This window comes from Micromonospora vulcania (assembly GCF_042658605.1).
GTDB lineage: Bacteria > Actinomycetota > Actinomycetes > Mycobacteriales > Micromonosporaceae > Micromonospora > Micromonospora vulcania.
In genome coordinates, this window is the sequence record NZ_JBHSQS010000013.1 from 1 (window position 1) to 23,711 (window position 23,711).

Below are 23,711 nucleotides of genomic sequence, written 5' to 3' on the forward strand. Positions count from 1 at the left end.
GGGAGGGTGGGGGGAGGGGGTGGTGGGGCCCCGCAGGGGCGGAACGGGGCCCCACCTGATTAGGAGGCGGTGATGGTTACGTTGTCTATGGCTGCTTCCACCAGGCTGGCGCCGGAGGCGTCCGCTGCCTCGACGAGGATGCGGACCGACTGGCCGGCGTACGGGGTGAGGTTGAGGTTCGCCACCGCCCAACTCCCGTTGCGGTTGGCCGCCGTGCCGGCCTGGGTGAGCAGGGCCGTGGTGCCGCCGTTGTGCACCACGCTCACCCGCAGGTAGTCCGCCGACGAGGCGTTCGAGCCGTGCGCCAGGTACCAGGCCAGCGAGAGGGTCAGGGTGCCCGAGGACGGCAGGGTCACCGCCGGGGACCGGGCGCTGGTCACGCCGCCGTCGAGGTCGTAGTCACCGGCCGCCGAGCCGGCGAGCCGGCCGGTGACCAGGTCGTTTGCGCCGGCGTACGGGGTGAGTTGCTTCGCGCCGGAGGAGGTGGTCGCCTGGGCGGCACCCCGTTCCCAGGCCCCGATGGTGGCGGTGTCGGTGCCGGAGGGGTTGGTGGTCCACCCGGTGGCGGTCTCGAAGGTGTCCGACCAGACCGTGGTGCCACCACCACCGCCGCCGCAGTACTGCGCCTGCTTGCCGATGGCCCGGTACGGGCAGTCGGCGTACTCGCTGAGCAGCAGCACGGCCTCCCGGTTGCGGCTGGTCTGCGCGGGGATCACCTCGTCGGGCGGGTAGAAACCGCCGCCGCCGGCCGAGCCCGGGTACATCTCGAAGGTGTACGCCCAGATGCCGTGGGTGGCCCACAACCAGTCGAGGCTGTCCCCGTCGGTGATGTAGAGGTCGCTGGACTGCTCCGGGGTGTAGCTGTTGGTGGCCGCCATCTGCTGGCCGATGGTGGCGAAGGTGTTGTACTGGTCCGCGCTCATCCCGGGCCCGGTGTTCGCAGTGGTGTAGCCGTACGGCCAGAGCACCAGCTGCGAGTACGTGTGGAAGTCGATGTTCGCCTTGATCTGCTGGGTACCACCGACCACCCGGCTGTTGACGAAGTTGCGCAGCGCCTGCGTCTCGGGGGCGGAGAACGCGGACGGGCCACGGTAGGTCTCGGACGAGGTGGAGCCGGACGAGCCGCCGCAGCAACCCCAGTTGTAGCCCCAGTTGCGGTTGAGGTCGGTGCCCACGTTGGACGAACCGCTGTTGGGCTGACGGTTCTTGCGCCAGGACCGGTACGAGCCGGTGGCGATGTCGTACTCGCTGCCGTCCGGGTTGACGGTCGGCACGATCCAGATCTCCCGGCTGTTGACGATGTTGGTGATCCGGGAGTCGCTGCCGTAGCTGTCGGTGAAGAGGTTGAGCAGATAGATCGCCATCTCGACGGTCAGGTGCTCCCGGGCGTGCTGCTGGGCGTTGAACAGGATCTCCGGTTCGCTCTCGTCGGTGCCCACGTTGTCGGAGATCTTCACGGCCATCAGGTCGCGGCCCTCGTACGACGAACCGATGCTGATCTTGCGGGCAATGGCCGGATGGTCGGCGACGGCCTGGTTCACGACGGCGGTCAGTTCGGCGTAGTCGTGGTAGTTGGAGTCGGCGGGCGGGAAGGCCAGCGTGCCCACCTCGCCGGCGCCGCGCTCGACGGATGGTGGCGGGGCGAGTGGTTCGAGGCGGAAGCCGAGCCGGCCGATCGCGGCGGCCTCGGTGGCGGTGGCCGAGATGTGCAGCACGCCGTGCTCGGAGTAGTCGATGGCGGCCCCGGTGCGGGCCACCGCGTCGCGGTCGGCGAGGGTTCGGGGGCCGAGCACCCGGTAGCTGGCGGCGGCCGGCTCGGCGGTCCGGTCCGGAGCCGGCCGGGCGGCGACCGGACCGGCGGCGACGGTGACGATTCCCAGCCCGGTGACGACGGCGAGCACCAGGACGCGGCGGAGGGAAATGGGTGTGCGGAGGGCCATGGACAACCTCCTCGATGGGCGGGAGATCCCGCTCGGTGGAGGACACTTCACCACCAGTCACATGGTCATATCAATATTCGTCGCTGCCTTGTGCATCCCAAGCGGATCATCACGGCGGCAATGATTTTCCACCTAGGAATGTCTGGCGAAACTTCCCGCCAAGCGGAAAACTGACCAGCGACGATGCCCCTCTCGACACCGCGGAGCACCCATGGCCAGATCCCGCCTGCGCACGGCCGCCCTCGCCGGCGTCACCGCGCTCGCCCTGCTCGCCGCCGCCACACCTGCGGCAGCGGCCCAGCCACTCGCCGGTGGCCGGCTGCCCACGACCGTCCACGACGAGCAGATCACCTTCCAGGACTGGTCCGGGCCCGTCGACTGGCACCGGGGCAGCCGGGCCGGCACCCGCGTGGTGCCCGGCCTGCGCGCCGGCGTCACGCTGGCCCGCCCGGCCGGCACCACCGAGTACGCCGATCCGCACACCGGCGTCACCCGCAGCTGGGAGTACGGCACCTGGACCTCACCGGTCAACCGGATCGGGTTCGACGCCACCGAGCTGATCGCCTCCTGGAACGCGGAGACCCCGGCCGGCACCTGGATCCAGGTGGAGATGCAGGGCAGCTACACCAGCGGCGACCAGACCCCGTGGTACGTCCTGGGTCGCTGGGCGTCCGGCGACACCGACATCAAGCGGACCAGCGTCAACCGACAGGGCGACCCCTGGTCGACGATCTGGACCGACACCTTCAGCATCGACGACGCCACCGCCGGGGTGCTGCTGCAGGCGTACCAGCTGCGACTGACCCTCTACCGGGCACCCGGGCAGACCGCCGCGCCGGTGGTCCGGATGCTCGGCGCGATGAGCTCCGCCGTACCGGACCGGTTCACCGTCACGCCGAGCGCCGGGCACATCGCCTGGGGCCGGGAGTTGTCGGTGCCGCGCTACTCGCAGAACGTGCACGCCGGGCACTACCCGGAGTACGACGGTGGCGGCGAGGCGTGGTGCTCCCCCACCTCCACCGAGATGGTGGTCGAGTACTGGGGCCGTAAGCCGTCCCCGGCCGACACCGCCTGGGTGGACCCGACCTACCCCGACCCGACGGTCAACCACGCCGCGCGGATGACCTACGACTACACGTACGACGGTGCCGGCAACTGGCCGTTCAACACCGCGTACGCGGCCAGCTTCCCGGGCCTGGAGGGGCGGGTGACCCGGCTGCACTCACTGGACGAGATCGAACGCTTCATCGCCGCCGGCATCCCCGTGGTGACCAGCCAGTCCTTCCTCGCCAGTGAGCTGGACGGAGCGGGCTACGGCACCTCGGGACACCTGTTCGTGGTGGTCGGCTTCACCGCCGACGGCGACGTGATCGTCAACGACCCCGCGTCGTCCAGCAACGACGTGGTGCGCAACGTCTACCCGCGCGAGCAGTTCGAGCAGATCTGGCTGCGTACCAAGCGGATCAACGCCACCGGCGGTGTCTCCGGCGGTTCGGGCGGCGTCGCGTACCTGATCAAGCCACTGTGGAAGCCCTGGCCGCACGTCGCCGGCTCCACCAACTGGTGACGGCGGACGAGCCCGGCCCTGTCGCAGCCGACCGTGCCGGGCTCGTCGCCCACCCAGGCGACCGCCCGTCCTACTCTTCCCGGCGCTCGGCCTCACCCGGCTGGTCGTCGCCGGCCAGGGCGGCGCGCAGGCGCTCCTTCTCGGTACGGCGACGCTCCGCCGCTCCGGCCATCTCCTCGGCCATCTCGTCGCGCCAGCCGCGCAGCAGGAAGAAGGAGAGCGCGGCCGAGAAGGCCAGCGCCAGGATCAGCTTCAGGAACGGGTTCATGTCGATCAGCCAGAGGCCCGCCAGCACGGCGACGAACAGCCCGACCCGGCCCAGCGTGTACTTGACAGCCGCGCTCACCTGCACCACTCCGTTCTCTTCGTCAGCCGCCGATGCCAGCGGAAGGTCGACCCGCCCGGCGGGCGGTCGGGGTCAGCCGGTCCGGCGGGCCAGCCAGCGGACACCCGGGAACCAGACCGTCGCGTACGCCACCGTGAAGGCCGCCGCGGCCAGCGCCCCGCCGAGCAGTGGCGGCAACCCGGACCCCAGGCCGGCCACCAGCAACCCGACGAACACCCCGACGGCTGCCGCGACCAACGCCGCCACCACCCGGGCCGCACCGAACTCCCAGGCCCGGAAATCATCCCAGAGCAGCCAGGCCGGCAGGATCACCGCCAGCCAACCGTTGGTGTGCCCGAAGTCGCCGGCACCGATCGAGGCGAACGCCCAGTCGAACAACACCAGCGCGAGCGCACCGATCACCAGGCCGGCGAGGCTCACCCCGAGGAGATCGCCGAGGGTACGGATGCGCCCCTCGGCGTCCCGTCGGGGAAAGCCGCCCTGCTGCTCGGAACTACGCTGCTCGGTCATCGACTGCGAGGGTACGGGCCGACTCAGGCCCAGACCTGCTGCGGCTCGGCGCGGCGCTCGGCCAACGACGGGGCCTTGTCGTACTCCTTGACCACGTTGTAGCGGGTGTCCCGCTCGACCGGCTGGAAACCGGCGTCCCAGATCAGGTGCAGCAGGTCGTCACGGTGCATGGTGTTCGGGGTGCCGTACGAGTCGGCGTCGTGCGTGATCTTGTATTCGACCACCGAGCCGTCCAGGTCGTCCACGCCGAAGTTCAGCGAGAGCTGGGCCACCGAGAGCCCGTGCATCACCCAGAAGTTCTTCAGGTGCGGGATGTTGTCGAACAGCAGCCGGGAGACGGCGAAGGTCTTGAGCGACTCGGCCGGGGAGGCCATCGTGGTGCGCGCCTGGATCCGGTTACGGATCTTGCCGTCCGCCGAGTCGACGAAGTCGTGCTGGTAGCGCAGCGGGATGAAGACCGCGAAGCCGCCGGTCTCGTCCTGCAGCTCACGCAGCCGCAGCACGTGGTCCACGCGGTGCCGGGGCTCCTCGATGTGGCCGTAGAGCATGGTCGCCGGGGTCTTCATGCCCTTGCTGTGCGCCAGGGCGTGGATCCGCGACCAGTCCTCCCAGTGGCAGGCGTGGTCGACGATGTGCTGGCGGACCTCCCAGTCGAAGATCTCCGCGCCACCGCCGGTCAGCGACTCCAGGCCGGCGTCCATCAGCTCGTCGAGGATCTCGCTGGCGCTGAGGCCGCTGATCTTCTCGAACCACTGCACCTCGGTCGCGGTGAAGCACTTGAGCTTGACGTTCGGCAGCGCCGCCTTCAGCTCGCGCAGCACCTTGGGGTAGTACCGCCAGGGCAGCGTCGGGTGCAGGCCGTTGACGATGTGCAGCTCGGTGAGCTGCTCGTCCTCCATCTCCTTGGCCTTGCGGACCGCCTCGTCGATGCGCATCGTGTACGCGTCCTTCTCGCCCGGCTTGCGCTGGAACGAGCAGTACGCACAGGACGCCGAGCACACGTTCGTCAGGTTGAGGTGCCGGTTGACGTTGAACATCACCCGGTCGCCGTTGAGCTCGGTGCGCTTGTGGTGGGCCAGTCGACCCAGCCAGGCCAGGTCGTCGCTGTCGTAGAGGGCGACCCCGTCCTCCCGGGTCAGCCGCTCACCGGCGTACACCTTCGCTTCGAGCTCACGCTTGAGTCCGGCGTCCATGGCACGTCCCTTCAACCTGCGGTCCGGGTCGAGCGTACGTCGGATCGCCGACGGTCTCCGCAGCACGGTCCGCGGCAGCGATCCACTTCACCAGACTCTCAGGCTCCCGTAACCCGGCGATGCATCGACATCACTGCCCGGGTGAGGTAAGACAGAACGGGGCGGAACACACACTGGTACCGTCCCGACGGTCGCGCCACCGAGCGCGGCGACAGCACCGGACGGGGAGCGGAATGGTCGACAGCGGGCGCGGGCGACGGCAGCGACGGCGGAGCCCGGTGATCTCGCCGGTGCTACGACCAAGGCTCTGGGCCGCCCTGCTCGGCGCGATCGCCGCAGCGGTTATGGCCACCCCCGCGTACGCCGAGCCGGCACTGCCCACGACGGTGCCCGACACCGGCTCGCGGCCAGCGGCGGTCGGCGCGCTCCAACTGCCCGGCAACGCGCCCGTCCCCGGCGTCCCGGCCCCGCCGGTGGTCAACATCGGCGCCGGCCCACTGGCCGCCCAGATCGCCGTCGGCGAGAGTCAGGTCGGCCTCCTCGGCGACCAACTGCTGGCGAGTCGACAGAAACGCACCGACGCGCAGACCCAGCTCGACGCGGCCGGCAAGGTGCTGGAGGTCGCGCAGGACGCGCTGCTCCGTGCTCAGCAGGCGGCCGACGTGGCCGCCTCGGACGCGATCAAGGCAGCCGCCGCGCTGCCGCCCGGCGATCTCGCCGACGACATCGAGGGGCTGAGCCGGCTCCAGCGGATCACCCGTGGCGAGAAGGTCCAGGGCGCCACCACCGGGGTGGCCGGGGAGTTGTCCCGGGCACGCGCCAGCGAGCAGGACGCCTACCAGAAGCACGCCGCGGCCAAGAGCCTGCTCGACGCCGCCGAGGCGGAGTTCACCACCGGCGAGAAGGCGCTGCGGACCGCCGAGGCCAACCTGCTCAAGCTGCGCCGGGACAACGCCGCCCAGCTGATCGAGATCGAACGCCAGCAGGAGGCCGCCGAGCAGCAGCTCGGCGCCGGCTACGTCGCTGGCCAGAGCATCAGCGGAATGGTCGCGCACCCCCGGGCCCTGGCTGCGGTCCGGTACGCCCTCGCCCAGCTCGGCGACCCGTACAAGTGGTCGGAGGAGGGGCCGGACCGATTCGACTGCTCCGGCCTGATGTGGGCGGCATACCGGTCCCCGGGTGCCGACTACTTCGACCTGCCCCGGGTCTCCCGCGACCAGTACGCCGCCACCCGCACCCGGACGGTGCCACAGACCGCGCTACTCCCCGGCGACCTGCTCTTCTTCGCCTCCGGCAGCAGCTACACCACGATCCACCACGTCGCCATGTACATCGGCAACGGCAAGATGGTGCAGGCGCCCACCACCGGCGACGTCGTCAAGATCTCGGTCGTCCGCTGGTCCCGGCTGTACGCCGCCACCCGGGTGATCGGCGCGGTGCCGGCCCCGATCGTGTCCACCCCGACGCCGACGCCCACCCCGAAGCCGACGCCCACGCCCAAACCGACGCCCACGCCGACGACCAAGCCGACGCCGACCGGATCGGCCACTCCGAAGCCCACCGGCAGCGCGACGCCGACGCCGACCACCTCACCGACCCCGACGCCCACCCCGAGCACCACCAAGCCGGCGACTCCGCCCCCGCCGCCGACCAGCGCACCGGCCACCTCGACGGCCACCCCGTCGCCGACCGGCGCGCCATCGGTCAGCCGGAGCGGGACGGGCAGCCTGAGCCCGGCGGCGAGTGCGGGAGGCAGCCCGAGCACCGGGCGCTGAGCCGCCACGATCGTCTCCGGCTGTCGACTGGGGGCGATCTGTGGCACCGTGACATCCAGGCACATCCGGTCCGACGTCACGGATCCGGGTGCGAGCGTGGCACGGAGGGCGGAGATGGCCGAGCAGAGAGATCCGGCGGAGACTGGAGACCCCGTCGACATCGACCGGGCCGACCCGCCGCCGCGCATCGCTGACCCAACAGGTTCGACCGACAGCGACGGTTCTGCCGACGACAATGCTGTCAATGCCGCCACCGACACCAGCGCAGCCGCGGACGCGGCCGCTCCGGGCGACGCCGACGCTCCGGGCGACGCCGACGCTCCGGGCGACGCCGACGCTGACGCCGGGACCCACGCCGACGAGCTGGCAGATGCCGACCGGCCGGACGTGCCCGGCGGGCGGCCGGCTCCGGATCTGGACGCCGGGGCGCCAGCCCAGGATGAGGAGCGCGCCGCCCCGGTACGAGCCCGGGCCAGTGTCACGACCGCCGCCGCGCTGCCCGACGAGCTCCCGGCCAGCGCCCCGGTCAGCGCGACCACCTACCGTGCGACCGGGTCGGCCGGCGGCCTGCTGCCCGGGCAGCGGGACGGCACGACAACCCCCGCCCGTGCCAGCGCCACGGTGCCCGGCAGCAGCCGGGTCGTAGCCGGTTCGGCAGAGGCTTCCAGCGCGCGGGCGAGCGCGCCAGCCGTCTACCGGTCCGGTCCGGATCCCGAGTCGCCCCAGCCACTGGAGCCGGAGCCGGCCCCGACGCCGTCGACCCCGGAGCCGGAGCCGGCCCCCGCGCCGCCCGCGCCCCGGCCGACCCTGCCGTCGCCGTCGGAGCCCGAGCCCGCGCCGACCCCGGGGCCGTACCCGCCCGGCCCGGTGCCGGCTCCGGGGCCCCGTCCCACGCCGTCACCCGGCCCGGTGCCGCCCGTCCCGGGCCCGCCCACGCCGCCGCCGTCGCCGATGCCGCCGATCCCGGGGCCGCCGGCACCACCCGTCCCCGGTCCGCCGGCACCACCGCCCGGCCCGCCGGTACCCGCGCCACCGCCGCCACCCGGCCCGATGCCGGCACCGCCGTTCCCACCACCGCCGGCGATGCCCGGCGCGTCACCGGCCGTACGCGCCACCGCCTCGGTGTCCGCTCCACCGAGCAGCCCCGTCGAGCGGGCCTCCGCCCCGACGTACGGCTCGCCGGCCGTACGCGCATCGGCCTCGGTCTCCGCCCCATCGGGAGGTTGGCCGTCCGTGCAGGTCCCGGCGCAGCCCACCCGGGGCGGCACGCGGGCCGAGGCGCCGGTCTCCGCCCCGCCGGTGGTGCCCGCACCCGCACTGCCCAGTTGGCCCCCGTCCACCACCGGCGCACCCTCCTCGGCTGGGACCGGCCCTGGCGGCTACCGGCCGACCACGACGGTCGTCGGCGGAACTCCGACCTCAGACACGCCCGGCGTCACATCGGCGGGCGGCCTGGCCGGGCAGGTCTCGGCCGACGTCCGCGGCGGACGGTACGACGGGGGCTCCGACCTGGCCGGCACCGTCTATGGCGGCGGGGACGGGCCGGGTTTCAGCACGGTCACGTTGCCGGCCAGCGCGGTGGAGAATTCCGGCTCGCTGACCGGGCACATCCTGGCCCAGGGCTGGGCGGACACACCGGCCGAGCGGTCCAGCACCGGCCGCGTGGTGATCGTCCTGGTCGCCGCGTTGGCGCTGCTGGTGACGGTCAGCGTGCTGGTCGTCCTGCTCGCCAACGACGCTTTGGACGGGCTGGTCGGCAGCGTCCTCAGCGGCTGAGTCGACCATCGGGAGCGATGGTGAGTCGGCCCACTACCGTCGGGCAACCGGCTGGCGGGATCGCCAGACCGCCGTACACTTGGCGAGATCACTGACCCGGCGCGCGTGGTGTGCGCCCATAGGCGATCTTGCGGGCGATCCGACGGCACAGCCGCGGCAGAGGCCATCGCGAAGATGCGCCCCGCTCGAGAGGCATTTGTTGACCACCTCTGCTGACCCCAGCATCGTTCCGTCCGTTTTCGATTCCGCTCCGATGGCGGCCGACACCGTCTCGGAGACCCCCGAGGCCGCCCCGGCCGGCACCGCGCCGGCAGCCGCCGCCACCGGTTCGGTCGAGCCTGCGGCCGTCCCGGCCGAGACCGCCGAGGCGATCGACTTCGCCGCGCTCGGCCTGCCCGAGCCGCTCGTCCGCGCGCTGGCGCGGCAGGGCATCACCGCCCCGTTCGAGATCCAGCGGGCCACCGTTCCGGACGCGCTGGCCGGCCGGGACGTGCTGGGCCGGGGGCAGACCGGGTCGGGCAAGACGCTCGCCTTCGGCCTGCCGCTGCTGGCCCGGGTCGCCGCCGGTAAGCCGGCCCGGCCGCTGCGGCCGCGCGCCCTGGTCCTGGTCCCGACCCGGGAGTTGGCCATGCAGGTCAACGACGCTCTGCTGCCACTGGGCAAGGCGCTCAACGTGTTCCTGAAGACCGCTGTCGGCGGGGTCCCGTACGACCGCCAGATCGACGCGCTGCGACGCGGCGTGGAGATCATCGTGGCCACCCCGGGCCGGCTCGGCGACCTGATCGAGCGGGGCATCTGCCAGCTCGACGACGTCGAGGTGACGGTGCTCGACGAGGCCGACCAGATGGCCGACATGGGCTTCCTGCCCGAGGTGACCGATCTGCTGGCCAAGACCCCCGCCAACGGTCAGCGGCTGCTCTTCTCGGCCACCCTGGACGGTGACGTCGACGCGCTGGTCAAGCGGTTCATGAACGACCCGGTGACCCACTCCACCGCACCCTCGACCGCCTCGGTGTCCACCATGGACCACCACATGCTGCTGATCCCGCCGCACGACAAGTTCCCGGTGGCTGCCTCGATCGCCGCCCGGGACGGCCGGACCATGGTCTTCGCCCGTACCCAGCTTGGTGTGGACCGGCTGGTCGAGCAGCTCGCCGCGGTCGGCGTACGGGCCGGTGGGCTGCACGGGGGCAAGACCCAGCGGATGCGGACCAAGACCCTGGCCGAGTTCCGTGAGGGCCGGATGAACGTCCTGGTCGCCACGGACGTGGCGGCCCGGGGCATCCACGTCGACGGGGTCACCCTGGTGCTGCACGTCGACCCGCCCAAGGACCCCAAGGACTACCTGCACCGCGCTGGCCGTACCGCCCGGGCCGGCGAGTCGGGTGCGGTCGCCACGCTGGTGCTGCCCAAGCAGCGTCGCACCACCCTGGCGATGCTGGAGAAGGCCGGCGTCGCGCCGGCCGAGGCCCGGGTCCGGACCGGCGATCCGCTGCTGGCCGAGCTGACCGGTGCCCGCGAGCCCAGCGGCGTTCCGGTCCGCGTGGAGTCCGAGTCCCGGGGATTCGGCGACCGGTCCGGCGGCCCGCGCCGATTCGACGACCGTTCCGGCGGCCCGCGCCGCTTCGGCGACCGGCCGACCGGCGAGCGACGGTACGGCGACCGGCCGCAGGGCGAGCGGCGCTTCGGCGACCGCCCGACCGGCGAACGGCGCTTCAGCGACCGCCCGCAGGGTGAGCGTCGCTTCGGCGACCGGCCGCAGGGCGACCGCCAATACGGCGACCGCCCGACCGGCGAGCGCCGCTTCAGCGACCGGCCCCAGGGCGACCGCCAATACGGCGACCGCCCGACCGGCGAGCGACGGTACGGCGACCGCCCGCAGGGTGAGCGTCGCTTCGGCGACCGCCCCCAGGGCGAGCGCCAGTACGGCGACCGGCCGCAGGGCGAGCGCCGCTTCGGCGACCGCCCCCAGGGCGAGCGCCAGTACGGCGACCGGCCGCAGGGCGAGCGGCGGTACGCCGACCGGGACAGCCGGGGCTACGGCGACCGGCCGCAGGGCGAGCGCCGCTTCGGCGACCGGCCGCAGGGCGAGCGGCACCAGGGCGACCGGCCCGCCGACGAGCGTCGGTTCGGGGATCGGCCGCAGGGCGATCGCCGATTCGCGGACCGGGACACCCGTGGTGGCTTCCGCGCGGAGGGCCGCGGGCGGGACGACCGGACGCGCGACGATCGGCCGCGCGACGACCGGCGCGGCTTCGGCGGGCGACCCCCGGCGCGTACCCACTGATCCACTGATCCACTGATCCACCGAACGCCGCCGCGGAGCGTCTGCTTCGCGGCGGCGTTCGCGCATGCCCTGCCGATGCCGGTTCGGTCGCGTAACGTCCGGCTCATGCCGACCATGCCGAAGTCGCTCTTCTGGTCCCGGACGGACACCGCCGGCAGCGAGCAGGTCGTGCTCGACGACGGCAACGGGCTGTCGGCCCGGGGCACGCTGCTCGCCGTGGACCCGATCCCGTGGACCGCCCGCTTCCAGCTGTCCACCGCACCGGACTGGACCACCAGCCGGCTCGAGGTCGAGGTCGAGGGGGCCGGGTGGCTTCGCAGCGTACGGCTGGAGCGGGCCGTGGACCGGTGGCGGGTGACCACCGCCGAGCAGGGTGACCTGGACGGGGCTCTGGTCGCGGCCGGGCATGGCCGGGCGGGCCTGCCGGGCACCGACGACCCGGACCGGCTGGCCGAGGCGCTCGATGTCGACCTGAGTGGGTCGCCGCTGTTCAACAGCCTTCCGGTCCACCGGCTCGGGCTGGCCGCGATGCCGGCCGACCTGCCCCACCGGATCACCGTGGCCTGGGTGTTGCTGCCCAGCCTGGAGGTCGTGCCGGCCGAGCAGATCTACACCGGGATCGGGCCGGGTCGGGTGCGGTTCGTGAACGACACGTTCACCGCCGACATCGATCTCGATGCCGACGGCTACGTGGTGCGCTACCCAGGGCTGGCCGAGCGGATCGACCCGCGCTGAGACAGCGTGTCGGGGCTCAGGCCGGCCAGGCGCCGCTGGTCAGGAAGTGTTCGATGGTGGCCCGGTGCGGCGCGAGGTCGAGGCCCTGGGCAGCCAGCCAGTCGTCGGAATAGTAGGTGTCGGCGTACCGGTCACCGGCGTCGCAGATCAGGGTGACCACCGACCCGACCCGGCCCTCGGCGAGCATCCCGGCGATCAGGCCGAACGCGCCCCACAGGTTGGTGCCGGTGGAGCCGCCCACCCGTCGGCCGAGCACAGCCGAGCCGGCCCGCATGGCGGCCAGCGACGCCGCGTCCGGCACCTGGACCATCCGATCCACCACGGCGGGCTGGAAGGACGCCTCGACGGTGGGTCGGCCGATGCCCTCGATCCGGGAGCCCTTGCCGGTGCGTACCGACCAGTCGGCGGCCAGCCAGGCCGGATAGAAGGCGGAGTTCTCCGGGTCCACCACGCAGAGCTTGGTGGGCAGCCGGCGGTACCGGGCGTACCGGCCGATGGTCGCGCTGGTGCCCCCGGTACCGGCACCCATCACGACCCAGGTCGGGATCGGGTGCCGCTCCAGCTCGAGCTGCGCGTAGATCGACTCGGCGATGTTGTTGTTGCCCCGCCAGTCGGTGGCCCGCTCGGCGTACGTGAACTGGTCCATGAAGTGGCCGCCGGAGTCCTCGGCCAGCCAGCGGGCCTCGACCACCGCGGTCGCCGGGTCGTCGACCAGGTGACACCGGCCGCCGTGGAACTCGATCTGCGAGATCTTCTCCGGGGAGGTGGAGGCGGGCATCACCGCGATGAACGGCAAACCGAGCATCCGGGCGAAGTACGCCTCGGAGACCGCCGTGGAGCCGGACGACGCCTCGATGATCGTCGTACGTGGGCCGATCCAGCCGTTGCACAGCCCGTAGAGGAACAGCGAGCGGGCCAGCCGGTGCTTGAGCGAGCCGGTCGGGTGCACCGACTCGTCCTTGAGGTAGAGGTCGATCCCCCACTCCCGGGGCAGCGGGAACGGCAACAGGTGGGTGTCGGCCGAGCGGTTCGCGTCCGCCTCGACGGCGGCGATCGCCTCGGTCACCCAGGAGCGGCTGGCTTCGTCGCAGCGGTCGAGATGAGTCACGCTCGGAAACGTAGCAAGCAGGCCGGGTACGGTCAGCCTCGGTCCGGCTGCGCGGCCCGGCGCAGCTGACGGCGTTGCCCGGCCCGCCCGACGGCGCGGAGCAGGGGAATCACGCCGATGGCCAGCCGGGGCAGGGCGTCCAGCAACCGGACCTGTGCGCCCCGCCAGCGGGGCAGGCTGACCACCGGGCGTGGCCGGCGGGCCAGCCGGACCGCTCGGGACGCCACCCGCTCCGGGGTCAGCATCGAGCCGGTGAACGACGCCAGCGCCCCCGGGTCGTCCAGCCGGTCGTGCAGCATCGGGGTCCAGATGCCGTCCGGGCAGAGACAGGAGATGTGTACCCGCCGGTGCCCGGCCATCCGCAGGTCGGACAGGGTGCCGAGGCTGAACGCCAGCAGCGCGTGCTTGCTGGCCGCGTACACCGTTTCGCCAGGCGCGGCGACCAGCCCGGCCAGCGACACGACGTTCAGCACGTGGCCGTGCCCCTGCCCGCGCATCACCGCCAGCGCGGCGAGGGTGCCGTTGATCGCGCCGAGTGTGTTGACGTCGAGAACGCGACGGCGGGTCGGCCCGTCGTGCTCCCACGCGGGGCCGGTGACCAGGATGCCGGCGTTGTTGACCCAGAGGTCGAGGCCACCCCGGCTGGCAGCGGTCGCGGCGATTTGCGCGCAGGCGTCCTCGTCCCGGACGTCCAGGGCGGCCGACCAGCCGCCGAGCGGCGCGGCGGCACCGGCCACCGCCGCCGGGTCGAGGTCGGTGAGCAGCACCGACCAGCCGTCAGCGTGCAGTGCGGCGGCGATGGCGCGGCCCAGGCCGCCGGCGGCCCCGGTCACCACGGCCACTCCACGTCCGGGCTGGTTCATCGGCGCACGCTACCGCCGGCCGCCGGGCCGGCACCAGGGCCGACCGGCCACGCCCGGCAACTCCGGCCGCCCGGCCACGACCGACCGCGCCAGCCAATCGGGTACGACCGGCCGGCCGCGCCGGCCGGGGCCGGACCGACGCGGGTTCGACGGGTACGGCGATGCTCAGGCGGGCGGCGGGGCGACCGGCTGGGGGCGGTTCTCCCACTTGGTGGAGAGGGCGATGGCGGTCCGGGTGGAGGCGACCCCGGCTGTCCGGTTCAGCCGCACGATCAGCTGTTCCAACTCGGCGATCGTGCCGACCCGCGCCTTGAGCAGGAAGGATTCCACTCCGGCCATGAAGTAGCAGGACTCGATCTCGGGCAGCACCCGGAGCGACTCGAGCATGTCGTCGGTGTCCGCGCCGGAGTCCTCGACGATGCCGATCAGCGCGGTGACGCCCAGGCCGATCTGCTCCGGGGCCACGTCCGCCCGGTAGCCGCGGACCACGCCGCTGCTCTCCAGCTTGCCGACCCGCTCGTGTACGGCAGGGGCGGACAGGCCGACCTGTCGGGCCAGCTCGGCGTACGAGAGGCGGGCGTTGCCGCGCAGTAGATCGACGAGGCTCAGGTCGATGGCGTCCACGGAGAGTGACCTTAACTGGTGGGGCGTAACGAGATGCCCTCGGCATCCGTTGCACACAACAGTGAGTAACTGTTCACGGACTGACGGTCAAGGTAGGAGTTGCGCCAGTACCATTTACTAACCTCCCAGTCAGTGCATTTTTCGCGTTTGGCGGACAGGCCAGGTCCCTGGTGCTGTAATTGCCATACGTCCCTCATGACGGCTCTGGGCTCGCACCAGCCGGGGGCAGTGTGTTCAGCCAGGGGCTTCGTCGACGCGAGGAGGGGGCTGTGGACACTGGAGATCGCCTGCTGACACCGGGTGAGGTCGCCGCGCTGTTTCGGGTGGACCCGAAGACTGTGACGAGATGGGCGGCGGCCGGCCGGATAGGAAGCATCCGGACTCCAGGCGGGCATCGCCGGTTTCGGGAATCCGAGGTGCGAGCCCTGCTTGAGGGGGAGGGCATGCTGGACGAGGTGGATGAGGTCGGGAAGCCACGCAACGTGGGACCGGCCACCTCCACAGGGCCGGGTCCGGCCAACGCCGGCATGTACTGAACTGGTGCGGACATCGCTACGCGGACCGGACATCAGTCCGGTCCGCGGCCCGCTAGGACCGGGTCGCCCGCGACGAGGACCGCGCGGACACCCACCCGCCAACCGGCGTGACCGGTCAGCCTGAGCGCAAGCTCAGCTCCGGGCCGCGCCGAGCTGGCCGGACCACCGTCGGAACAGGGTGTGCGGTACGCCGAGCGCGTCCAGCACCTTGCCGGCCACGAAGTCGATCAGTTGCTGCGCGCTGGCCGCCGCGCCCGCGCCGTAGAAGCCAGGGCTGGCCGGCAACACCACCGCGCCGGCGTCGTGCAGCGCGATCAGATGCTCCAGGTGGCTGCGGGTCACCGGCGTCTCCCGGGGTACCACCACCACCGTTCGGCGTTCCTTGAGGTTGACCTCGGCGGCGCGCTGCAGCAGGTCCTTGGAGAGCCCGATCGCGATGCCCGCGCAGGCGGCCGTGCTGGCCGGCACCACCGCCATGCCGCGTACCCGGTAGGAGCCGCTACTCGGCCCGGCCGCCAGGTCGCCCGCCGGCCAGTGCCGCACGTCCACGCCGGTCAGGTCCCGGCCGAGCCAGGCGCCCAGGTCCTCGGCCCAGTGCGCGTCGCGGAACGCGCGGCCGGTCTCGTCGAGCACCGTGAGCCGCGCCGCTCGGGACACGATCAGGTCCACCGGCTCGCCCGCGTCGAGCAACCCGCCGATGACGGCCGCCGCGTACGGCGTGCCGGAGGCCCCCGAGACCCCGACCACCCATGGTTCCCGCATGCCTCCAGCCTGCCTGGTCGGGCTCGTCCGCCGGTGGGCACCCCCGGGTCGGCCCCGTCCGAGTTGTCCGGGCGGGCAGTTGCGTGTTCCGCCGACCTGAGATGCTGCCGTCGGCGATTTGCACCGGAGGCAGTTCGCACGGGAGGCATCGGTGACGACCGGCGAGGTCCTCTGGACGCTGCGCGCCGAGTGTCCGATCCCGGCCCGGGTCTCGCCGCACGTCGACCGAGTGCAGGAGTGGCTGGTCGGCCTGCTGCCGGAGTTGGGTCTGCCGCTGGACGACGAGGCGTTGCGCCGGTTGGCCCGGGGCGCATTCGCCCGGTACGCCGGCCGCCTCTACCCGGACGCGACCGAGGTCGATCTGCGGGTGCTGACCGCCCTGTTCACCTGGTTCTTCCTGGTCGACGACGCCTGCGACGGGCCCCAAGGGCTCGCGCCGGAGCAGATCCGCGCGCTGCGGTCCGGCACGCTGGCGCTGCTGCACGACGGTCCCCGCCTGCGGCATGCCGGGTTGGCCGGCCCGTTACGGCGGCTACTGGTGCTCGCCTGGCGCGAGCCGCGCCGCCGGATGCCGGCCCGATGGCGGCTGCGCTTCGCCGACGCGGTGGCCCGACACCTCGACGGCACCTGGCAGGAGGCCGTCAACAAGGCGGTCGGCCACCGGCCCGGCGTCACCGAGTACGTCGAGTTGCGCCGGGCCACCTCGGCGGCGGACGTGTCGTACCCGCTGGTGGAGTTCGTCAGCGGTCGGCCGCTGCCGGACGCGGTCTACCACCACCCGCTGCTGCGCCGGATCGCCCGTACCGGCAACGACCTGCTCTCCTGGTACAACGACCTGGCCTCGCTGGAACGGGACCGGGACAGCGCGGGTGGGCACAACCTCGTCCTGGCGATGCAGGACGAGTGGGGCGTGCCGCCCGAGGTGGCGGTCGACCGGGTGGCCGAGCGCTGGCGCGAGTCGATGCGGCTCTTCGTCGCGCTGCGGGCCGCGGTGCCGTCGTTCGGACCGGCGCTGGACGAGGCCGTCACCGCCCACGTCGACGGGGTCGCCGACGCGGTGCGCGGCACCATCGAGTGGACGTTGGAGAGCGGCCGCTACCCCGACGGCAAGGAAGGGCACCTTCTTAACGCCTCCGGTAGAGGAAGGGTCCCTTCCTAACAACCGACCGGCACGACCGGCACGACCGGCACGACCGGCACGACCGGCCTCAGGGCCGCAGGTTGAGCCGGATCACCAGGTCGAGCAGGGCGAAGGCGAACAGGGCGATGCCGACGAAGCCGTTGGCGGTGAAGAACGCCCGGTTGACCTTGCTCAGGTCGGTCGGGGTGACCACCAGGTGCTGGTAGCCGAAGGCGACCGCGGTGAGCGCCAGCCCGATCCACCAGAGCCAGCCGAAGTCGACCTGCACGCCGAACCAGATGAACAGTGCGAAGGTCACCACGTGCGCGACGGTGGAAGCGTGCAGCGCGAAGCGCCGCCCGTAGCGGGCGGGCACACTGTGCACGCCGATCTGCTGGTCGATCTCGGAGTCCTGGCAGGCGTAGATCAGGTCGAAGCCGCCGATCCACAGGCCGACCGCCGCGCCGAGCAGCCAGGCCGGTCCGGAGCCGTGCAGGGTGCCGGTGACCGCCAGCCACGCACCGACCGGGCCGACCGCTTGAGCCACCCCGAGGATGGCGTGCGGCCAGTTGGTGAACCGCTTGGCGTACGGGTAGACCACCAGCGGCACCACGGCGAGCGGCGCCAGCACCAGGCAGAGCGGGTTGAGCAGGGCGGCGGCGGCGAGGAAGACCACCACCGCGACGGCCGCGCCGGTCCAGGCCGTCCGCACGCTCACCGCCCCGGTGACCAACTCCCGACCGGCGGTACGCGGGTTCCGCGCGTCGATCCGACGGTCCAGGATGCGGTTGGCCGCCATCGCGAACGTCCGCGCGCCGACCATCGCCACGGTGATCAGCAGCAGGTCCACCCAGCGCACCCGGCCGCCGTTGACCTGCATCGCGGTCAGCGCCGACAGGTACGCGAACGGGAGCGCAAAGACCGAGTGCTCGATCGCGACGAGCTTGAGGAATGACTTGATCCGGCCCGGCCGTTCGGCCGGCGCGTCGAGGACTGCCATCAGATGCCGTACTCCTTCCAACGCTTGTCGACCAGGGAGGTGACCTCCGGCGACATGCTCATTTCTTCCGGCCAGCCGCGGGTGTAGCCCTCGGTGGGCAACTTGCGGGTGGCGTCGACGCCCACCTTGCCGCCCCAGAACTGCTGGTACGACGAGTGGTCGAGGTGGTCCACCGGGCCCTCGGTGAGCAGCAGGTCGCGCGCGTAGTCGACGTTGCCGAAGGCGCGGAAGGCGACCTCGTTGTAGTCGTGCACGTCGCAGTCCTCGTCGACGATCACGATCAGCTTGGTCAGCGACATCAGGTGCGCACCCCAGATCGCGTTCATCACCTTCTGCGCGTGCTTCGGGTAGCGCTTGCGGATCGACACGATCGCACAGTTGTGGAAGACGCCGGCGGCCGGCAGGTCGTAGTCGACGATGTCCGGGATCAGCAGCTTGAGCAGCGGCTGGAAGATCCGCTCGGTGGCCTTGCCGAGGCCGTGGTCCTCCTGCGGAGGCTTGGAGGTGACGATCGAGTGGTACACCGGCTTGCGCTGCATGGTCATCGCCTCGATGTGCAGCACCGGGAACGGCTCGACCGGCGTGTAGAAGCCGGTGTGGTCGCCGAACGGGCCCTCGGGCAGCCGCTCGCCGGGCTCCAGGTAGCCCTCCAGCACGATCTGCGCGTGCGCCGGCACCTGCAACGGCACGGTGAGGCAGTCGACCATCTCGACCCGCTCGCCACGTAGGAACCCGGCGAACAGGTACTCGTCGATGTCGCCGGGCAGCGGGGCGCTGGCCGCGTACGAGACGACCGGGTCGCAGCCGATCGCGACCGCGACCGGCAGGCGCTGCCCGAGCCGCTCGGCGACCGCGTGGTGCGCGGTCGAGTCCTTGTGGATCTGCCAGTGCATGCCCAGGGTGTTGCGGCCGTGCTGCTGGAGCCGGTAGAGGCCCAGGTTGCGCTTGCCGGTCTCCGGGTGCTTGGTGTGGGTCAACCCGTAGTTGTGGAAGATCCCGCCGTCGCCGGGCCAGACCTGGAGACCGGGCAGCCGGTTGAGGTCGACGTCGTCGCCCCGGTAGACCACCTCCTGACAGGGTGCGGTCTTCACCTTGCGCGGCGGCACCGACTTGAGCTGCATGACCTTGCCCAGGCCCTCCCGGATGCCGGACCAGCCGACCGGCAGCTCCGGCTTGACCAGCGCGCCGATCCGGGCCCCGATCTCGTCCAGCGAGTCGACGCCGAGCGCCATCGCCATCCGCTTCTCGGTGCCGAACAGGTTGATCGCCACCGGCATCTCACCCCGGGTCGGGCGCTCGAAGAGCAGCGCGGGCCCGCCGGCCCGCACGGTCCGGGTGACCACCTCGCTGATCTCCAGGGTGGGGTCGACCGGGACGTCGACCCGCCGCAGCTCCCCCGCGCGCTCGAGCGCCGCGAGGAAGTCCTTGAGATCGGTGTACGGGAAGCCACGAGCCGCCATGCCCGCCAGTCTCCCGCACCGGCCCGGGACTCGCCCAAGCCGGGTGCTGCGCAGTAAGGAAGGTCCCCTTGTTAACGCCTCCGGTAGAGGAAGGGTCCCCTGCTAACAGGTCGCCCGGGCATGGCTCCCGACCAAACGGGTAGCCGGGCGGCCGGCGAGACGGGGGCGACGATGGGCGACGGACGGGTTCCGGAGGGGTTCACCGAGCAGCGGGCCCGGGTCGGTGACGTGACGCTCAACTACGTCCGGGGTGGGCGTGGCCCGACCCTGGTGTTGCTGCACGGCTATCCGCAGTGTTGGTACATGTGGCGGCCCCTCCTGCCGGAGCTGGCGCGGCACTTCGAGGTGGTCGCGCCGGACCTGCGCGGCTTCGGCGACAGCGACGCGCCGGACGGCGGGTACGACAAGAAGACCGTTGCCGCCGACCTGCACGGCCTGCTCGACCAACTCGGCCTGGCCGATGATCTCCGACTGGTCGGGCACGACCTGGGGACCATGGTGGCGTACGCGTATGCCGCCGCCCACCCGCAGCAGGTCAGCCGGCTGGTGCTCAGCGAGGCGCCGATCCCCGACGAGAGCATCTACTCGTTCCCCGCGCTGACCGCGGCTGGACCGGGCGTGTGGAACTTCGGCTACTTCTCGATCGGCAACGGGCTGCCGGAGGCACTGGTCAGCGGGCGGGAGTCGCTCTGGGTGGACCGGTTCACCGACGCTCTGATGGTGCGCAAGGGCAGCATCGCCGCGCCCGACGTCGAGGAGTACGCCAGTCACCTGCGCGACCCTGCGCACCTGCGGGCGAGCTTCGGCTACTTCCGGGCGTTCGATCGGGACATCGCCGACAACACGGCGTACCGGGCCACGAAGCTACCCATGCCGGTGCTGGCAATCGGGTCCCGGGCCAGCCTCGGCGGGACGGTGGCCGAGCAGGCCGGCCGGTACGCCGACACGGTCCGCGGCGAGGTGATTGACGACTGCGGGCACTGGCTGTACGAGGAGCGCCCGGAGGAGATGCTGACCCTGCTGCGCGACTTTCTCGGACCCGCCTGAGCTCGGCCCGATCGCACTTGAGCCCGGCCCGATCGCACGGTCAGGCGGCGGGCGCCCAGGCGTGGGCGGCCAGCGGCGGGTCGAGGGGCGCACGGGTGAGCCGGTTGGCGAAGGTGGAGATGGTGTAGGCACCGACGCCGAGCACCACGTCCAGCGCGTGTCGGGGCTGGTAGCCGGCGGCCAGGAAGTCGTCCAACTCGCCGTCGGACACCGCGCCGCGCTGGTTCAGCACGGCCAGCGTGAACCGGCGCAGCGCCTCCAGTCGTGGCTTGGGCAGCGCCGTGCCGGCGCGCAGCGCCGTGATCAGCTCGGCGGTCGCGCCGAGCCGGGTGAGCGTGCCGGTGTGCAGCGCGACGCAGACGTGGCATTCGTTGGTGGTGGCGACCGCGAGGATCACCACCTCCCGCTCCAGCGGTTCGAGGGCGGTCTGCTCGAAGCCCGCGTTGGCGGTGAGGAAGCCGGCGAGCAACTGCGGCGACTCGGCCATCAGCGCCACCGGCGTGGGCAGCCAGCCGAACCGGCGGGTTACCCCATCGATGGTCGCGCGGGCAGCGGCGGGCGCGGTCTCGGTCGTGTGGGTGGTGAAGACGGACACGGTTACCTGCCTTCAAACAGCGTCGGTCGGGGCGTCGGACGCGCGTCCCGTACGATAGTCAACGTGGTTGACGAAACAGTAAACCTGGTTGTCGAAGATGGCAACCGCTGACCCGTCCCGGCCCGGCTTCCAGCTACCGCTGTTGCTGCTGGCCGGCTTCCGCACCCTGATCGACGACCTGCACGCCGAGCTGGCCCGACAGGGGCACCCCGAGCTGCGACCACTGCACGGCTTCGTGCTCCAGGCCGTCGGGGTGGACGGCACCACCGCCACCGAGCTGGGTCAGCGGCTGGGCATCTCCAAGCAGGCGGCCGGCAAGACGGTGGACCGGCTGGTCGCCATCGGCTACCTGGAACGGGTCGACGATCCCCGGGACGCCCGCCGCCGGCTGGTCCGGATGACCCCGGCCGGCATCGACGGGCTCGGCCGCTCGGCGGAGATCTTCGACCAGCTGCGTACCCGGTGGGCCGAAACCCTCGGCCCGCACCGGGTCGACGCCCTGGAGGACGACCTGCGCACGATGGCCGCCGCCAACTGGTTCCGGCTCGACGTGCCGGGCTGGTTCGGCGGCTGAGCCAGCAGGATTGACGACACCAGGTGGCCGATCGGACGGTGCCTCCCGCGCGGGACCGCCCCGACAGCGCCGCCCTGGTGAGGAGCAAGCCGGGCGGACGAATCTCACTGACAATGGCGTACCGCGCCGGGTGGGACGCAGTCTGAGGGGCATGTCGGACGCATACGTCGTCGGTGACCCGGACGGGTTGTCGCCCCTGCTGGTCGAGCTGCGCGACGCCATCGCGCGCGAGTTGCACGCGCAGTTGGCGCTACGCGCCGAGCGGATCGAGCTGGCCGACGTGCCGGAGGTGGCGTACCAGGTCACCGTCCAGGTGGACCGGACGCTGCGCGGCTGGCGGCCCGGGCCGCAGGCGCGTACGGAGCGCCGGGTCGACGGGCATCGGGACCGGATCGACAGATCGAAAAGTGTCACAGGTGATCTCTAGAATCGAGGGCGCCGGTCGGGTCGGGGGTGTGCGGCCCGGCTACTTCCGACCGGCTCATCCCTCACCCAAGGAGATCGATGAGATCTGTGCGCTTTCCGCGTGGGCTCCTGCGCGGCCTGACCGCCCTGGTCGTGGCCACCGCGGGGATCGGTGCGGCGGCTGGGCCGGCCGCAGCGGAGGATGACCCAGGCTGGGTCAACACCTGGCTGGACGACGTCACGATCGGCGCGTCCGGTGCCCCGGGCCGGACGGTTCCGCTGACCCTGACCAGCAGTGGGGCCACCGAGCCCCGGGTGATCGTCGACCTGGCAGGGCTGGCCGGCGTGGCCACCGCGAGCTTCCCGGACTGGTGCGTCACCGAGGGCACCTCGGTCACCTGCCCGATGCCGTCGTCGGCGACCGACGATTTCGGCACGCTCACCGGCACTGTTCCGGTGGTGATCCACCCGGCCCCCGGCGCCGCCGGTAGCGCGATCGGCACCATCACCTACACCGCACGCGCCGAGCAGGTGCAGAGCGAGCCCCAGCAGGCGACGATCGGCGTACGGTCCGGGCCCGACCTGCTCGACACCGTCGACGAGTACGTCTCCGGCACCGAGGTGGGCGACACCCGCTCCGTGCCGGTGGCCGTGGTCAACGCCGGCGACCAGCCGGCCGTGGATGTCCGACTCACGTTCCGCTTTCCGGTCGGCCTGGTCCCGGCCAGCTACCGCAACTGCCGGTACGGCACCGACCAGGTGCTCGCCACGATCGTGGTCTGCACTCTGCGGGGCACGTTCGCGCCGGGCCAGCGGCACGAGCTGAAGCAGGCCCTGACCACCACTCTCGGCCCGGCCACCATCGGCGACAAGCGGATCACGCAGCTGGTGGAGCCGCTGGCCAGCGCCGGGCCGCTCCCGAACGGGGTGCAGCTCAAGCACCGCGAGTCCGACGTCGCTCTGCGGCTGCGGCCGGTCGGGGCGCCGCTCGACGTGATCCCGGTCGAAGCGACCGGCGCCGGCGGCCAGACCTACCTGCGGGCGGTCCACGGAGCCTTCGACATCGTCGCCCAGGGTGCCGCCGTCACCGGGGCCGTCGGGGACACCGCCCGGGTCACGGTCGGCCATCGCAACGACGGCCCGGGCGTGCCGGACGGCACCATCTCCGGCGACAGCGTCGGTGCCTTCCTCTTCACCCCACCGACCGGGGTCACCGTTCTCGCCAACCCGCTGGGCTGCTCGCCGTACGGTGACGAGGAGGGCGCTGGCGACGCCCCGGCAACCTGGCGTTGCGAAGGACCGGGCTCGGTGTTCCGTGCCGGCACCAGCTACACGGTCGCGTTCGACCTGCGGATCGACAGTCTCTCCGGAGCCCCCGGCGAGGTCCAGCCCTTCAACCGGTACCCGCGGGTGGACGACGACCCGAGCAACGACGTCGCCCCGGTCACCGTGGGCTGACCGAGCCGGACCAACCGAGCGGTACGGCGC

22 protein-coding genes are annotated in these 23,711 nt (G+C 72.2%); 11 read left to right on the forward strand and 11 right to left on the reverse strand.

Features of this window, described 5'->3' with window-relative positions; genetic code table 11:
• Positions 1–59: 59 nt before the first annotated feature.
• On the reverse strand, positions 60–1,940 hold the full coding sequence (locus ACFQGL_RS21195) for a M14 family zinc carboxypeptidase (RefSeq protein WP_377513945.1): 1,881 nt from the start codon (positions 1,938–1,940) through the stop codon (positions 60–62).
• A gap of 211 nt (positions 1,941–2,151) precedes the next feature.
• On the opposite strand from ACFQGL_RS21195, the gene ACFQGL_RS21200 reads away from it, so the two are divergent.
• The gene (locus ACFQGL_RS21200; protein ID WP_377513946.1) at positions 2,152–3,507 is read left to right on the forward strand and encodes a C39 family peptidase; all 1,356 of its coding nucleotides are present in this window, start codon (positions 2,152–2,154) and stop codon (positions 3,505–3,507) included.
• 70 nt (positions 3,508–3,577) lie between these two features.
• On the opposite strand, the gene ACFQGL_RS21205 is transcribed toward ACFQGL_RS21200, so the two are convergent.
• The 3 genes from ACFQGL_RS21205 to mqnE all read right to left on the reverse strand — a co-directional run bounded on the left by ACFQGL_RS21205 (position 3,578) and on the right by mqnE (position 5,556).
• Positions 3,578–3,853, reverse strand: a complete 276-nt coding sequence (locus ACFQGL_RS21205) for a DUF4229 domain-containing protein (RefSeq protein ID WP_377513947.1) — start codon at positions 3,851–3,853, stop codon at positions 3,578–3,580.
• Positions 3,854–3,925: 72 nt separating this feature from the next.
• Positions 3,926–4,363 carry a hypothetical protein gene (locus ACFQGL_RS21210; protein ID WP_377513948.1) on the reverse strand — a complete coding sequence of 146 codons (438 nt, stop codon included), beginning with the start codon at positions 4,361–4,363 and terminating at the stop codon, positions 3,926–3,928.
• Between the two features lie 23 nt (positions 4,364–4,386).
• Entirely contained in the window at positions 4,387–5,556 is a 1,170-nt protein-coding gene (gene mqnE, locus ACFQGL_RS21215) for an aminofutalosine synthase MqnE (protein ID WP_377513950.1), read from the reverse strand.
• A 233-nt stretch (positions 5,557–5,789) separates the two neighbouring features.
• Here mqnE and ACFQGL_RS21220 point away from each other — a divergent pair, with 233 nt between their 5' ends.
• From ACFQGL_RS21220 to ACFQGL_RS21235, 4 genes are all read left to right on the forward strand, one after another.
• On the forward strand, positions 5,790–7,331 hold the full coding sequence (locus ACFQGL_RS21220) for a C40 family peptidase (RefSeq protein ID WP_377513951.1): 1,542 nt from the start codon (positions 5,790–5,792) through the stop codon (positions 7,329–7,331).
• Positions 7,332–7,445: 114 nt separating this feature from the next.
• On the forward strand, positions 7,446–9,107 hold the full coding sequence (locus ACFQGL_RS21225; RefSeq protein WP_377513953.1) for a hypothetical protein: 1,662 nt from the start codon (positions 7,446–7,448) through the stop codon (positions 9,105–9,107).
• 253 nt (positions 9,108–9,360) lie between these two features.
• Entirely contained in the window at positions 9,361–11,394 is a 2,034-nt protein-coding gene (locus tag ACFQGL_RS21230; protein ID WP_377513954.1) for a DEAD/DEAH box helicase, read from the forward strand.
• A 114-nt stretch (positions 11,395–11,508) separates the two neighbouring features.
• Entirely contained in the window at positions 11,509–12,129 is a 621-nt protein-coding gene (locus ACFQGL_RS21235) for a putative glycolipid-binding domain-containing protein (RefSeq protein ID WP_377514135.1), read from the forward strand.
• A 16-nt stretch (positions 12,130–12,145) separates the two neighbouring features.
• On the opposite strand, the gene cds1 is transcribed toward ACFQGL_RS21235, so the two are convergent.
• From cds1 to ACFQGL_RS21250, 3 genes are all read right to left on the reverse strand, one after another.
• Positions 12,146–13,237 carry an L-cysteine desulfhydrase Cds1 gene (gene cds1, locus ACFQGL_RS21240; RefSeq protein WP_377513955.1) on the reverse strand — a complete coding sequence of 364 codons (1,092 nt, stop codon included), beginning with the start codon at positions 13,235–13,237 and terminating at the stop codon, positions 12,146–12,148.
• Positions 13,238–13,269: 32 nt separating this feature from the next.
• A complete protein-coding gene (locus ACFQGL_RS21245; protein ID WP_377513957.1) occupies positions 13,270–14,100 on the reverse strand; it encodes an SDR family NAD(P)-dependent oxidoreductase in 831 nt (276 codons plus the stop codon).
• Between the two features lie 165 nt (positions 14,101–14,265).
• Positions 14,266–14,724 (reverse strand): Lrp/AsnC family transcriptional regulator, encoded by a 459-nt coding sequence (locus ACFQGL_RS21250; protein ID WP_377513959.1) that lies wholly within the window; start codon positions 14,722–14,724, stop codon positions 14,266–14,268.
• A gap of 269 nt (positions 14,725–14,993) precedes the next feature.
• Between ACFQGL_RS21250 and ACFQGL_RS21255 the strand changes: the two genes are divergently transcribed.
• Positions 14,994–15,260: a BldC family transcriptional regulator gene (locus ACFQGL_RS21255; protein WP_377513961.1), complete on the forward strand. Its 267-nt coding sequence runs from the start codon at positions 14,994–14,996 to the stop codon at positions 15,258–15,260.
• Between the two features lie 132 nt (positions 15,261–15,392).
• On the opposite strand, the gene ACFQGL_RS21260 is transcribed toward ACFQGL_RS21255, so the two are convergent.
• A complete protein-coding gene (locus tag ACFQGL_RS21260) occupies positions 15,393–16,022 on the reverse strand; it encodes a UbiX family flavin prenyltransferase (RefSeq protein ID WP_377513962.1) in 630 nt (209 codons plus the stop codon).
• A 151-nt stretch (positions 16,023–16,173) separates the two neighbouring features.
• Between ACFQGL_RS21260 and ACFQGL_RS21265 the strand changes: the two genes are divergently transcribed.
• A complete protein-coding gene (locus ACFQGL_RS21265; RefSeq protein WP_377513963.1) occupies positions 16,174–17,181 on the forward strand; it encodes a terpene synthase family protein in 1,008 nt (335 codons plus the stop codon).
• A 49-nt stretch (positions 17,182–17,230) separates the two neighbouring features.
• Here the strand turns inward: ACFQGL_RS21265 and mqnP are convergent, their stop codons facing one another.
• Together mqnP and ACFQGL_RS21275 are read right to left on the reverse strand one after the other, a co-directional pair.
• Positions 17,231–18,142, reverse strand: coding sequence for a menaquinone biosynthesis prenyltransferase MqnP (gene mqnP / locus ACFQGL_RS21270; protein WP_377513966.1), 912 nt, complete (start codon positions 18,140–18,142; stop codon positions 17,231–17,233).
• Positions 18,142–19,602, reverse strand: a complete 1,461-nt coding sequence (locus tag ACFQGL_RS21275; RefSeq protein WP_377513967.1) for a menaquinone biosynthesis decarboxylase — start codon at positions 19,600–19,602, stop codon at positions 18,142–18,144. The genes mqnP and ACFQGL_RS21275 overlap by 1 nt, the downstream gene beginning before the upstream one ends.
• Before the next feature lie 120 nt (positions 19,603–19,722).
• Between ACFQGL_RS21275 and ACFQGL_RS21280 the strand changes: the two genes are divergently transcribed.
• On the forward strand, positions 19,723–20,649 hold the full coding sequence (locus ACFQGL_RS21280) for an alpha/beta fold hydrolase (protein WP_377513969.1): 927 nt from the start codon (positions 19,723–19,725) through the stop codon (positions 20,647–20,649).
• Between the two features lie 40 nt (positions 20,650–20,689).
• Here ACFQGL_RS21280 and ACFQGL_RS21285 read toward each other — a convergent pair whose 3' ends face one another.
• A complete protein-coding gene (locus tag ACFQGL_RS21285) occupies positions 20,690–21,244 on the reverse strand; it encodes a carboxymuconolactone decarboxylase family protein (RefSeq protein WP_377513971.1) in 555 nt (184 codons plus the stop codon).
• A 97-nt stretch (positions 21,245–21,341) separates the two neighbouring features.
• Here ACFQGL_RS21285 and ACFQGL_RS21290 point away from each other — a divergent pair, with 97 nt between their 5' ends.
• The 3 genes from ACFQGL_RS21290 (at position 21,342) to ACFQGL_RS21300 (ending at position 23,681) form a co-directional block, all read left to right on the forward strand.
• Complete coding sequence (locus tag ACFQGL_RS21290) at positions 21,342–21,818, forward strand: MarR family winged helix-turn-helix transcriptional regulator (protein WP_377513972.1); 477 nt, start codon at positions 21,342–21,344, stop codon at positions 21,816–21,818.
• Between the two features lie 151 nt (positions 21,819–21,969).
• Positions 21,970–22,245 (forward strand): hypothetical protein, encoded by a 276-nt coding sequence (locus ACFQGL_RS21295; RefSeq protein ID WP_377513973.1) that lies wholly within the window; start codon positions 21,970–21,972, stop codon positions 22,243–22,245.
• A 77-nt stretch (positions 22,246–22,322) separates the two neighbouring features.
• Entirely contained in the window at positions 22,323–23,681 is a 1,359-nt protein-coding gene (locus ACFQGL_RS21300) for a hypothetical protein (RefSeq protein ID WP_377513975.1), read from the forward strand.
• Positions 23,682–23,711 lie beyond the last annotated feature (30 nt).